The 11,332-nt window shown below is 68.8% G+C and carries 12 protein-coding genes and 1 pseudogene; 8 read left to right on the forward strand and 5 right to left on the reverse strand.

The genetic code is table 11. The annotated features are described in order from the left end of the window. Nucleotides 1-484: 484 nt before the first annotated feature. Entirely contained in the window at nt 485-880 is a 396-nt protein-coding gene (locus ABZV34_RS34740) for an AsnC family transcriptional regulator (RefSeq protein WP_356285783.1), read from the forward strand. 784 nt (nt 881-1,664) lie between these two features. Then, a complete protein-coding gene (locus ABZV34_RS34745; RefSeq protein ID WP_356285786.1) occupies nt 1,665-1,991 on the forward strand; it encodes a MerR family transcriptional regulator in 327 nt (108 codons plus the stop codon). A gap of 84 nt (nt 1,992-2,075) precedes the next feature. On the opposite strand, the gene ABZV34_RS34750 is transcribed toward ABZV34_RS34745, so the two are convergent. Beyond that, on the reverse strand, nt 2,076-2,213 hold the full coding sequence (locus ABZV34_RS34750; RefSeq protein ID WP_356285789.1) for a hypothetical protein: 138 nt from the start codon (nt 2,211-2,213) through the stop codon (nt 2,076-2,078). A 235-nt stretch (nt 2,214-2,448) separates the two neighbouring features. On the opposite strand from ABZV34_RS34750, the gene ABZV34_RS34755 reads away from it, so the two are divergent. Both ABZV34_RS34755 and ABZV34_RS34760 read left to right on the forward strand, forming a co-directional pair. Continuing rightward, the gene (locus ABZV34_RS34755) at nt 2,449-2,925 is read left to right on the forward strand and encodes a DUF6233 domain-containing protein (protein WP_356285792.1); all 477 of its coding nucleotides are present in this window, start codon (nt 2,449-2,451) and stop codon (nt 2,923-2,925) included. 182 nt (nt 2,926-3,107) lie between these two features. Then, complete coding sequence (locus ABZV34_RS34760; RefSeq protein ID WP_356285795.1) at nt 3,108-3,791, forward strand: hypothetical protein; 684 nt, start codon at nt 3,108-3,110, stop codon at nt 3,789-3,791. Between the two features lie 83 nt (nt 3,792-3,874). On the opposite strand, the gene ABZV34_RS34765 is transcribed toward ABZV34_RS34760, so the two are convergent. Next, complete coding sequence (locus ABZV34_RS34765) at nt 3,875-4,864, reverse strand: endonuclease domain-containing protein (protein WP_356285798.1); 990 nt, start codon at nt 4,862-4,864, stop codon at nt 3,875-3,877. A gap of 1,292 nt (nt 4,865-6,156) precedes the next feature. Continuing rightward, the gene (locus ABZV34_RS34770; RefSeq protein ID WP_356285801.1) at nt 6,157-7,179 is read right to left on the reverse strand and encodes a DNA-directed RNA polymerase subunit alpha; all 1,023 of its coding nucleotides are present in this window, start codon (nt 7,177-7,179) and stop codon (nt 6,157-6,159) included. 372 nt (nt 7,180-7,551) lie between these two features. Between ABZV34_RS34770 and ABZV34_RS34775 the strand changes: the two genes are divergently transcribed. Further along, complete coding sequence (locus tag ABZV34_RS34775; protein ID WP_356285804.1) at nt 7,552-7,746, forward strand: hypothetical protein; 195 nt, start codon at nt 7,552-7,554, stop codon at nt 7,744-7,746. 57 nt (nt 7,747-7,803) lie between these two features. Here the strand turns inward: ABZV34_RS34775 and ABZV34_RS34780 are convergent, their stop codons facing one another. Next, nucleotides 7,804-8,274, reverse strand: coding sequence for a single-stranded DNA-binding protein (locus tag ABZV34_RS34780; RefSeq protein ID WP_356285807.1), 471 nt, complete (start codon nt 8,272-8,274; stop codon nt 7,804-7,806). A 143-nt stretch (nt 8,275-8,417) separates the two neighbouring features. Here ABZV34_RS34780 and ABZV34_RS34785 point away from each other — a divergent pair, with 143 nt between their 5' ends. After that, the gene (locus ABZV34_RS34785; protein WP_356285810.1) at nt 8,418-8,633 is read left to right on the forward strand and encodes a helix-turn-helix domain-containing protein; all 216 of its coding nucleotides are present in this window, start codon (nt 8,418-8,420) and stop codon (nt 8,631-8,633) included. A 180-nt stretch (nt 8,634-8,813) separates the two neighbouring features. Here the strand turns inward: ABZV34_RS34785 and ABZV34_RS34790 are convergent. After that, nucleotides 8,814-8,960: pseudogene (locus ABZV34_RS34790) on the reverse strand (UDP-N-acetylglucosamine 1-carboxyvinyltransferase); the annotation flags it as partial. Nucleotides 8,961-9,648: 688 nt separating this feature from the next. Between ABZV34_RS34790 and ABZV34_RS34795 the strand changes: the two are divergent. Continuing rightward, complete coding sequence (locus tag ABZV34_RS34795) at nt 9,649-10,833, forward strand: tyrosine-type recombinase/integrase (protein ID WP_356285813.1); 1,185 nt, start codon at nt 9,649-9,651, stop codon at nt 10,831-10,833. After that, nucleotides 10,830-11,297 carry a hypothetical protein gene (locus ABZV34_RS34800; RefSeq protein WP_356285816.1) on the forward strand — a complete coding sequence of 156 codons (468 nt, stop codon included), beginning with the start codon at nt 10,830-10,832 and terminating at the stop codon, nt 11,295-11,297. Before ABZV34_RS34795 ends, ABZV34_RS34800 begins: the two co-directional genes overlap by 4 nt. Nucleotides 11,298-11,332 lie beyond the last annotated feature (35 nt).

An 11,332-nucleotide genomic window follows, 5' to 3' on the forward strand; every position in this document is an offset into this window, starting at 1 on the left:
GGGGGGGGCTCCGGGGCGGCCGCCCCCCCCCCCCGCCGGGGGCCGTGGCCCTCCCCTGCGGCGCCCGCATGGGGGGCGGCCGCCCACCCCCGCCCGCCCGCCCCTCATCATGACGCAGCAGGTCAGGGTGCAACCGCCTCGGTTTCGCAGTGCGGTGTTGCAGCGACTGCGGCCGGGCGGGGAGGTCGACAGCTACCGTCGGCGCGGGATGGTGATCCGGACCTCCGCCAGGACGATGCCAGTCGCCGTGTCGCGGTGTACGGGGAGGTACAGGCCCCAGTTGCCCCAGTCGGCCTCACGACCGTGAGCCAGCCTCCGGCACAGCGGGTGTTGTTGGTTTTCAGCACGCGACCGGCGAGCGGGCCGCCCCGTGCCCACTCCAGCTACCCCGAAACCCTCCGGCACCCCACGCCGAGAATGCCTGTTTCCGGAAAGTTGTTGCGGGTATTCCTGCCCGGGACAGCGGCGAAGGGGCAGGGCGCAGATGAACGAGCGGGCCGGGAGATGGGAGTTCCTGACCAACCATGCCCGCGTGCTGTTCGTCATCGCACGCGAAGCTGCACCCCGTCTTCGCGACATCGCCGCAGCCTGCGACATCACCGAACGCACCGCCCAGAACATCGTCGCCGATCGCGAGCCGGCGGGCTACCTGCGCCGCGCCCGCGACGGACGGCGCACGCGCTACACCCTCTGCCTGACCGGCACCCTCCGCCATCCAGCAGACGCCCACGTGCCCATCGTGGAACTGGTGAACCTCTTCGCACCCACCACAACCACCACTGAAGTCACCTCGGACCGCTCTCGGCATAGCGCTCGCCGTCGCGCGTCGAGACGGGACGACAAAGCCCTTCACCCCGCGCGCGGCCGGGAGATCGTCTAGCGCCTGCTCCCTGACCCGTTCGAAGGCGACTGCCTCGCTGCCGCACAGGAGGAAACCTATGTCGGCTGGAGTAGACATTGAGGTGTGGGTGTGGTTATGGTTTCTCTCGTAACGGAGATCGACAAGGCCGGGCAGAGACGAACTGCCTGGCAGCAGCAACGCAGTTGGCAGGGTGGTACGGCGGTGGAGTTTCGAAGCCAAGGGCTGTTGCAGGACGGCGACGGGACTGACGACCGGACCGGGTGGCCCGCAGTGATCAGGGGCCACCGCAAGCAGGATCGCAGTTGAAGCAGTTGCAGCACCGGTAAGTGCAGTTCGAAGAACCCAGCAGTGAAGTCAGTGAGTGGTACCTCGGTGAAGGCGTCGGCTGCGGGCGCGCGCACCGGGAGGTCCGGCAGTGGGGTTCTAAGCCAGAGCAGATGCAGGACAGGCGACGGGGCTGGCTGCCGGAGAGTGGCGCTGGGACAGGCCACGAGAAGTACGCAGTATCAGCAGTGAGCAGGAAAGCAGTACCAGTTGGTTGAAGAGGGAAAGAACGGAGGAGCCAGGCGCCATCAGGATCGCCCGGGTGGAATGAATGGGCCCGGGTACCGAAGGACATCGATAGTGAGGTGGTCTCCGGTCGAGCAACCGCGATCCTCGCACACGCTCTCATCCCCCGTGAGTTGGTGCGGACAGAGAAGGCCGGCGCAGTATCAGGGCCGGCAGATGGTGTAGCAGTTCCTTCGGGGCCCTGGCGGAGATAGCGCCAGGGCCCCTCCAGGCGTTCCACGAAAGAGGTGCGATGACAGCAGACGACTCGTACGGCCGACTCGATGACGACGACTACCCCGCCTACACGATGGGCCGGGCCGCTGAGATGCTCGGCACCACCCAGGGCTTCCTCCGTGCCATCGGAGACGCCCGCCTGATCACCCCGCTGCGCTCCGCGGGCGGCCACCGCCGCTACTCCCGCTACCAGCTGCGCATCGCCGCCCGCGCCCGGGAACTTGTCGACCAGGGCACTCCGATCGAGGCGGCCTGTCGCATCGTCATCCTTGAGGACCAGCTCGAGGAAGCCCAGCGCCTCAACGCCGAACACCGCCGCACCACCGAAACGGCGATGCCGTAGGCAGCCGTCGTCATGGCGACGAACCAGGAGGGGCCCATCTCTCCCGGACCCGCCTGGCCGTGGCGGCTGTGCGACGGCCGGCCTTCAGGAGGCCTGGTCGGCGTACAGGTGAACGCGGTCGGTGCGGCAGTCACGGACCGCTACGTTCAGTGCCCAGACCTCGGCGTGCGCGTGTTTCGCGTCCTGGCCCTCATCGATGGCTTCCAGCGCCGCGGCTCTCATCGAACGCGGCAGGCCGTCAAAGGCAACTCGCCGCTCCGGCCATGTCACTTCCCGTCACGGGAACCGGGGCCTGTCCCGCTCACTCCCTGCCGGCGCAGGTCGCCGAACACGCCGCCTATCTTTTGCAGGACGTCGTCCTGTGCAATGGATCAAGGAAGACCGAGCGAGGGGCAACTGTGACCGGTCTAAGGATCCAAGACCAGCAATCAGGCGAAAAGGGAGCAAAGAGCTCATCGTGGACCAGGGAAGCATCGCCCACAGCGTGCCGTCGATCTTTGTCGTACTCCCCGACGCTCAGGAAATCCGCGGACGGCTGCATGCCCGTCGGCAGGTGCAGGACGGCTGGCTCTACCAGGTAGGAATCCTGGTGTGGCAGGACGGCGCCAACGGCTCCGCCGAACCTGCCGAGCAGCGAGCCTGGGTGCCTCCCGCGCACGCACGTCCGGTACCCGGTGTCTCCTACGAGCACGTCCCGACCCACCGGGTATCCGGAACGGGCAGTCTGTCTCAGGGACGTCCGCCCGCATGGGCTCTGCAGTATCTGCCCCACCGTCCCGGGCATCCGGGCGCCACGCTCCTCCACGTCGTCGGCTGCGTTCCAAGCGACCAGACACTCACCCGGGATGAGGCTCTTGCCGCGCTCCAACAGCCCCGCGCGGCAGCCTGCATCGAATGCGACGCGGCCCGGTCCCTCGCCCCCGAACAGGAATAGACCGGCCAGAACCGTCAGACCCGACAACACCGCGACGGTGTACGCACGACCGCCGGCTCCAGCAGTGACGGGCACTCCGTTCTTGACAGGGCGCGGCGTCGGCGGATTCCAGGCGTGGGGCCGTTTTGTCCGCGTGGGCGCGTACCGTTGGCCGGCACCACGAACTCGCAGCAGGAATCACCATGCCGCTTTCTACAGAACAGTCCGCCTCCGTCCCGGCCGGGCCGGTCGTGCAGCGTCGGCCGCAGCGGTCGACTGTCCGTCACGGCCAGGCATCCTGTGCCGACTACGGCTGCACCCGCACCGAGTGCCTCCAGGCGGCACTGAAAGCCCGGCGTCAGCGCAGGCAGGAGCGTCTGCGTGGTCTTCCCGCGCGCGTCCCGCCGTATGCGGCGGCCCGGTGGGCTGTCCGGCTGCGTGAACGGGGCATGTCCGCGCAGGACATCGCCGACCGAGCCGGCCTCTCGGTGACCCTGGTCCGCCGGGTGCTCCGCGTCCCGGAACCGGGCCAGGCGGTCCGGGACATCGCCCGCACGACCGCCGACGCCGTACTCGGAATCCCCATGCCCGCCCGCCGCGAACCCAGCGCACCCGGCCTGACCTGCTCCGCCGAATCGTCCCGGCTGCTGGCCGACCTGGCACGAGCCGGTTGGCCCACCGCCGCACTCGCCCACCGGCTGGGTGTTCACGCCCGCACCGTCGCTGAGGTCCGCGACAAACGCCCCCGCCTCCGTCTCGACCTGTCCGTGCGCATCCGCCGCCTGCACCGCGAACTGATCGGCATCGATCCCATCAGCCAAGGCATCCGCCCCGCCGACGCCGCCCGCGCCCGCGCCGCAGCCACCCGGCACCCCCGCGGACAGTGAAGAATCGGCGGGACGCGGGCGTCAGGGTGGGCTGCGAACTGGCGCTGGGCGGGTACGGGGTGCCGGGGCTTGGTGGCCCTTCTTCAGAACAGCGCCTGGCCCTCACTGCTGGTGTCTGCGATGACGGGCCGGAAGTGGGTGGGGAGGTCGTCGATACGGTCGGGTCCGGCCACGGCGGCCACGGCCGGGACGGTCTCGGCCAGCCAGGTACGGAACTGTTCAGCAGCTTCACGGTAGGGGACGTGCGCCAGGACACGGTGCTCACCCGAAGGGCAGAAGTCGACGACGACCGTGAGAACACAGGTGTGGGGCGCGTGGTGACTGCCCGTCCAGGACACCCGCAGGGCCCCACAGGGTTTGCGTCCGCGGGAACTGCGAGCCTCGCGGTGGGTCGGGCGCTGCGTGCGGCACGCTACGTAGGCGGTCCACGCGGCGAGGTGTGGTAGCGGCAGGGTGGTGCGGGCGCGGCAGCCGGGGCAGCGGTGCCAGTGACGGAGCCAGTCGGCGGCGTGGGTGTCGAAGAGGCGTGTGTAGTGGCCGGCCACGCGGATGTCGTTGCTGTACAGGTGATCGGGCCGCTCCTGTGTATTGCAGGACTGACAGACCGGGGCACGGACATAACCATGTTCATGGCAATGGTCCAGCACCGCGGCAGGTGCGGTGCCGCAGACCGCGCACGCCCACCCAGCCACCTTGCGGGAAATACCGGGCTTCCTGCTCAGCACCGAGTACACGTGGCCCTGCAACTCCCCACGGTAGGGGCGCAGCGGGACGGTTGGAAGGTTTCGGCTTGTCGTCCGCCGGGCGTCGGCGGCTTGGGCCTGCCCATCGTGGGGCGGGGGCTCGATGACCGCGTTGTCCGTGCGGCGGGTCCGCGCGGTGTGCAGCCACTGCGTCTCGGTGTGCTCCGCTGTGTCCAGCAGCCTGACCACCGTACGCGGCAGCCACCAAGACCGCGCCGTCCCGTCACCGGACCGCTCCACAAGGATCTGCCGCCAGTCGACCCCCGCCAGATGGGACGACCGGCGGCCTCCATCTCGCGCTGCCCGCTCAGAGCCGCCCGGCTTCTGCATTTCCCGGGCGATACGCTCGCGCCACCGCAACGACGTTCCCTCATCGTGCTCCGGCTGCGGTGTCGGTGCGCTACCAAACGGCCCGATACGGACCAGATCCCGGCAGTCCATGCCCACCGCGCTCAGTTCCGCCGCCGCCCGACGTACCTCGATCTCCGGAACACTCCCGCCGTTACTCGCGTTCACCGTCGCCACCACGCGCCGACCGAGCAGGACGTACCCACCCCGGGCAACAGTGGGGGAACCGGTGAACACCGCAGAAGCCGCAGGCACAGCACTGCCGGCCGTCAACTCGGCCCACAAAACATCGGCGGCGCCCAAAGTGATCAAGCCGCGCACGTGAGCCCCGATGACACGCTCTGACATACCGCCAGGCTAGCGACCTGACGCAGCAAAGCGTTTCCCGGCCCCGTTCGACACCACCTGCACCAACGTCCAACCGACCCTGGTCAAACGCGACGCCCACGCCGACCATGCACCGGCTTCAGTGAGCGGGATGCCTGTACGGCCGTCACAGAGCGGGAGGCAGCCACACACCGCAGGAGCACCCCGTGCAGTACGTGGAGAGAAGCCCCGCCAACGTCGTGGCACAGGAAGATGAGCCATCACCGCAGAACGCGCAGCCGTGTGACGGCTACCTTGTCTCCTGCCGTGGTCCGGTACGGCGGCCAGGAGTCCAGGACGGTCGGCGGGCAAGGGCCCCCGCGGCGGGCAGGGTGAGGCCATCACTTTGGGATTCAGCGGTGACGTCGCCGAGTACTACGCGAAGTTCCGGCGGGGTTACCCGTCCGAGGCGTGTGGCTGTCAGCCGGCGGTGGCCTGCGCGGATGGTCTTGCCCGAGGCGGGTGTGGCTCCGTGCCCCAGCGGTCTGCGAGCGCTGCGGGATCCGCCTCAATTCCAGCGGTGCGCACGACTTCGTCGTCCGCGCACCCATACTCGCCGGCGAGGAGATCACTTTCGACTATGCGATGCGGAACTACTCGGTCGACTACTTCGCCGCCCGCTGCCGGTGCGGTGCGCGCCACTGCCGTGGCCGCATCACCGGCTGGCGGGATCTACCGACCAGGCGCGAAGCGGACTACCACGGCTTTGTCGCCCCCTACCTCATCGAGATCGACCACCGGGCCCGCACGGCGCTGGCCGCCGGCCGGGACGGGGGTTCCCATAGGGGTTGCCGCACAACAACGGATATGACTGGCAGGGCATCTGAGCTGCCGTGATGTGGTCGTTTGCCTGACTGGCCGTGCGGTCCGGGAGGCGACTCCCGGCTCCGCGCGACCCGGGTAAGCGTTCAGTACTGTTCGGTCTCGACGAAGCTCGCGTCCGCGTCGTCGTCGGCGCCGAAGGCGTCGGCAGCGGCGGTCGGGTCGAATCCGGGCGGGCTGTCCCTGAGGCCCATGCCCATGCCGGCCAGCTTCGCCTTGACCTCGTCGATCGACTTCGCACCGAAGTTGCGGATGTCCAGGAGGTCCGCCTCGGAGCGGGCGAGAAGCTCACCGACCGTGTGGACGCCCTCGCGCTTGAGGCAGTTGTACGACCGGACGGTGAGCTCGAGCTCCTCGATCGGCAGCGCCAGATCGGCAGCGAGCGCGGCGTCCGTCGGGGACGGGCCCATGTCGATGCCCTCCGCATCGATGTTGAGCTCGCGCGCCAGACCGAACAGCTCGACCAGCGTCTTACCGGCCGACGCCATGGCGTCACGCGGGCGCATGGCCTGCTTGGTCTCGACGTCGACGATCAGCTTGTCGAAGTCGGTGCGCTGCTCGACACGGGTCGCCTCGACCTTGTACGTGACCTTGAGCACCGGGCTGTAGATGGAGTCGACCGGGATACGGCCGATCTCCTGGCCCACCTGCTTGTTCTGAACGGCGGAGACGTAGCCGCGACCGCGCTCGACGGTCAGCTCCACCTCCAGCTTGCCCTTGCCGTTGAGCGTGGCGAGGACGAGGTCGGGGTTGTGCACCTCGACACCGGCCGGGGGCGCGATGTCGGCGGCGGTGACCAGAGCCGGGCCCTGCTTGCGCAGGTACATCACGACCGGCTCGTCGTGCTCCGAGGAGAGGTCCAGCTGCTTGATGTTGAGGATGAGGTCGGTGACGTCCTCCTTGACGCCCGGCACCGTGGTGAACTCGTGCAGAACACCGTCGACACGGATGCTGGTAACCGCAGCACCCGGGATCGAGGACAGCAGCGTACGACGCAGGGAGTTGCCGAGGGTGTAACCGAAGCCCGGCTCCAGCGGCTCGATCACGAACCGGGAGCGGAACTCGTCAACGACCTCTTCGGTCAACGACGGACGCTGAGCAATCAGCATGAAGTGTTGCCTCCAGATTTCGGCGCCCGCTATTTGACACCGTAGACACCACACGGTATCGGCAATACGACCTCACAAGAGGCCGCACCGCCGACGCCGCCAGATGCCAGCTCAGCCGGCGGGACAGGAGAGCTGCCCGAAGCGCGCGGCGCCTTTGCCGTCAGGCCGCAGACCGGCGCGGTGGTGAGACGAAGAGGCCGAGTGCCTGCTGCCACGGGCCGGTGCACATCCGTGCCGCCAGTGCCTCAGCCGCCTTGCGGGCCGAGCCTGCGTCCGCGTGTTCTACGGCGTGCGCAAGGACTGTGAACCGGGCGCCGTCGCCGGCTGGCGCGAACCACGCGAGATAGGGGCGCCATCCGGGCCGGGGCCGCCATGCGATGGGCGATCAAGAGCACGCCGCGCCCGCAGAACAGGGTGCGGGAGCGACTCGTCGACCAGGCCCTGCTCGAAGAACGGGTTGCCCGCCTGCCACGCGGCGAGGCGTACGTGCTTGAGGTCGTCCATCGAAAACGGCTGCTGCACGGGGACTACCTCAGCGACGGGGGCGGGTCGGCGGTGCCGCCGTGATCTTCTCCTGCTCATGATCTGGTCAACGGCCGCGGACCGTTCCAGGTGCCGCTGGACTCAGAACGGGTGCGGCTCGCCACCGGCGGGAGCCTGCGCCTGCCCGGCGTGGCGGGACTCCGCAGCAGGGGCCTGTCCCTGGCGGGGCGGGGCGTCGTCGGCACTGCGGGTGACCTTGGTGACGGCCGCCTTCGCGTAGGTGAGGGAGGCCGCGACCTCCTCGGCGTCGACCTCGACGACGGTGCGGCGCTGGCCCTCCTTGTCGTCGAAGGTGCGCTGCTTGAGCCTGCCGTTGACGATGACGCGCATCCCACGCTGCAGCGACTGGGCTGCATTCTCGGCGGCCTGGCGCCAGAGCGAACAGCGCAGGAACAGAGGCTCCCCGTCGACGAACTCGCTGCGCTCGCGGTCGAAGGTGCGGGGGGTGGACGCGATCGTGAACCCAACAACGGGGATACCCGAGTTGGTGTACCGCAGTTCGGGGTCGGCGGTCAGATTGCCCACCACCGTCACCAGCATCTCGCCCGCCATGACTACCGTCCCGTCAACCTGCCGCACCGTGGATGAGCCCACCGTACCGGCGGGCAGTAACAGTTCGGCCGAATCGGTGGCCGCAGCCGTCCACTGCACGCGATCATGGCGGTATCTGCTGCCTTGTGGAAGGAAATCCGCTGATGTCCAGGAAGACACCGGCCCGCAAACTCATGGCGGGCCCGGCCCGCGACCAGGTCGCCGCCGAACTCAAAGAGCGGTACGAAAAGGGTGACTCCGTCCGTTCCATCGCCGAAGCCACGAACCGCTCCTACGGCGGCGTACACCGCCTCCTCGCCGACGCCGGAGTGACCTTCCGCTCCCGCGGCGGCGAGATGCGCAAGAAGACCAGCGCCTGACCGTTGCTGGACGCGGCCTCGGCCGTTGAGTCTGCGCGGGCCGCCGGACCGGACGGTCAAGGTTGGCCGAGGTGCCGTCTGAACGCGCCGGGTCAGGCCGCCGTGGAGGTCATTGCCCTTCAGCCCGGGCCCGGCGAGGTCGGAGTGACGAAGGACTTTCCGCTGGGCAGGTGGGTGCACCACCCCGCGACGCAGAGACGCGGCGGCGGCCAGCAGCGGCAGGGCCGCGTTCTTCGATCCGTCCGCCCTGACCGTGCCGACCAGCGGGCGGCCGGGCCGTATGGTGACAGCATCGACACCAATCGTGCGGGTGGGAGCAAGCTCCATCAAAAACCTCCAGGAAAAGCGCAGTTGGGACTGAAGGTAGCGTTGGTCATGCAGTGCTTCATGGGGCGGTCCGGCCGCCGGCAACGGGGGGTGCGGCAGCGGCCGGACCGCGAATGGCACCGCCCTCAATAAGGAAAAGAAGGGGTGCCCGCCGCACGCCGATCCCCGGGGCGCCGGGGGCGGGCATGCGGCCCCGACCCGACGGGCGGCCCAAGAAGGGCAGCCGTCGTGCGGGCCGGAAGATGTGTCAGACGTCCACCAGGGCCGGGACGGACAGGGCGCATGTGATCTGCTTGCCGACTTCAGTCGGCTTCACCGTCCAGCCCGGCGCGAGCGCGTCGAGAATCCACAGCCCCCGCCCGGCCTCGGCTTCGGTGTTGTCCGGTGCCTGGTCGCGGCGCTTGGGAACGACGGCGGCCTCAGGGTCGTGCAGACGCCTCCAAGGGCGGTGGCCTGTACCGCTCGGCGATCGTCGCCCAGCTCGCCGAGGTGGCCCGCCGCATCCAGGACGGCGTCCCGAAAAGCTTGAAGACCCGGGTCTTCGCGGCGACCGCCGACTTGGCGGCCCTGGCCGGGTGGGTCAGCCACGACGCAGGCCGATACCCCGTGGTTATCTATAGCTCTTAGGACTTCTGAGGCACATGAGAATTGTGTGCCCGTATCCCTGTTCCTGAGAGGTATCAGCTAGGTGTTTGGCACGTCTGGTACGTACGCGTCCGTACGTACTTTCAAGGCCGAGAAGGCCGTTTCATCCGATGGTGGTTCTGTCCGGTGGGTTGTCGCGTCCGACGACTTCGATCTGCACCGGGAGGCGAGCGCGTACGTGGCCTCGCTCCGTTCCCGGGACTGTTCGATCAACACGGAGCGCGTGTACGCCGGCCGCGTCGCGCTGTATTTGACGTACTGCGCGGCCCACGGCTTGGACTGGGCCGCTCCGGGATTTGCGCCGTTGTCGCGGTTCCTGCGGTGGCTCGTGGAGGAACCGCTGCCGCGCCGGGGACGACGTGCTCCTTCGGCTCCGCGCTACCGCTCGAAGGCGACGGCGAACCAGATCCTGACCACGGTCGCTGAGTTTCTGCGCTTCGGCGTCCCGAACGGCTGGGTGGCACCGGAGACGGCCGCGATGCTGTCGGAAGAGAAGTACCTGTCATTCCTCCCGCCCGGCTACAGCGTCGGCGAGGACGGCCAGTACCGCGTCGTCGACGCGAAGACCATCAAGTTCAACGTCGCGGTGCCGGGCTATGAGTGGCTGGATGACCAGCAGTACGAGCGGCTGGTGAACGCCACCACCCGGGCCAGGGACCGCTTCTTGGTCTCCTTGCTGGGAGCGACGGGCGTCCGGATCGGTGAAGCCCTGGGCCTGCACCGGGAGGACATGCACCTGCTGTCCACCTCGGCTTCGCTGGGCTGCCACGTGCTCGGGCCGCATATTCACGTGCGGCGCCGGCTGAACTCCAACGGGGCCCTGGCCAAGTCCCGTAGTCCGCGCTGGATCCCGGTGGACGAGGGGTTGGTCTCGCTCTACGCCGAGTACGCCTACGAGCGCGAGCGAATATCCGAGGCCGCCGAGAGCGACATGGTGTTCGTCAACCTCTTCCGGGCCCCGCTCGGGAGGCCGATGCGCTACCCCAACGCCAAGGATCTCTTCGACCGGCTGGCGGCCAAGGTCGGGTTCGCCGCCCGGCCGCACATGCTGCGGCACACCGCGGCGACCCGGTGGGTCCGGAACGACACCCCTCGGGACGTGGTGCAGAACCTCCTCGGCCACGTCTCCCCGTCCTCGATGGATCCGTACGTGCACGCCACCGACACAGACAAGCGAGCCGCCGTCGACCGCCTGGCCGCCAAGCGCCGTCAGGAGGAGCGAGCATGAACGGCAACCTCGCATCCGTCGTCTCCATCGCTTCACAGGCGGCGACCGACGACCGGCTGGACCGGTGGCAGGTCTTCCTCGCGGGCAAGATCGACCCACAGTGGCGGGAGAACGAGTGGGACAGCGCGAACTGGCTGTTCACCGGCGACCCCGACAACCCTCTGACCGCCGCCTACGAGTGCATCACCCCCGGATGTCTGCAGGTACTGCCCTCCCCGGAGAACAGATGCCAAACCTGTCGGGAGGCCGTCCGGGCCAGCGGGATGAGCGAGGCGGAGTTCACCGCCGCTCACCACCGATCCCCCCAGCGTTTCCTCGCCTACACCCCACCCAGCTCCTGCATCGCGGGCGCGGAGATCAAGCGATGCCGGCGCCTGGCCGCGAGCCGTGGGCTATGCCGGAGCCAGGGTCATTGCATGATCGGGATCTGTCTGGGTTCGTCACGTGAGACCGAGGGCTCGTAGGGGCCGGTGGTAGTCGCGGGCGGTGTGGCGGAGGG

It is taken from the genome of Streptomyces sp. NPDC005195, assembly GCF_040608315.1.
GTDB lineage: Bacteria > Actinomycetota > Actinomycetes > Streptomycetales > Streptomycetaceae > Streptomyces > Streptomyces kaempferi.

Excerpts from the sequence above, each read along its gene's own strand:
- ABZV34_RS34800 (WP_356285816.1), top strand. The coding sequence starts at position 10,830 with ATGAACGGCAACCTCGCATCCGTCGTCTCCATCGCTTCACAGGCGGCG.
- ABZV34_RS34765 (WP_356285798.1), bottom strand. The coding sequence starts at position 4,864 with ATGCAGAAGCCGGGCGGCTCTGAGCGGGCAGCGCGAGATGGAGGCCGC.
- ABZV34_RS34750 (WP_356285789.1), bottom strand. The coding sequence starts at position 2,213 with ATGAGAGCCGCGGCGCTGGAAGCCATCGATGAGGGCCAGGACGCGAAA.
- ABZV34_RS34760 (WP_356285795.1), top strand. The coding sequence starts at position 3,108 with ATGCCGCTTTCTACAGAACAGTCCGCCTCCGTCCCGGCCGGGCCGGTC.
- ABZV34_RS34785 (WP_356285810.1), top strand. The coding sequence starts at position 8,418 with ATGTCCAGGAAGACACCGGCCCGCAAACTCATGGCGGGCCCGGCCCGC.
- ABZV34_RS34775 (WP_356285804.1), top strand. The coding sequence starts at position 7,552 with ATGCGATGGGCGATCAAGAGCACGCCGCGCCCGCAGAACAGGGTGCGG.
- ABZV34_RS34770 (WP_356285801.1), bottom strand. The coding sequence starts at position 7,179 with ATGCTGATTGCTCAGCGTCCGTCGTTGACCGAAGAGGTCGTTGACGAG.
- ABZV34_RS34745 (WP_356285786.1), top strand. The coding sequence starts at position 1,665 with ATGACAGCAGACGACTCGTACGGCCGACTCGATGACGACGACTACCCC.
- ABZV34_RS34740 (WP_356285783.1), top strand. The coding sequence starts at position 485 with ATGAACGAGCGGGCCGGGAGATGGGAGTTCCTGACCAACCATGCCCGC.
- ABZV34_RS34780 (WP_356285807.1), bottom strand. The coding sequence starts at position 8,274 with ATGGCGGGCGAGATGCTGGTGACGGTGGTGGGCAATCTGACCGCCGAC.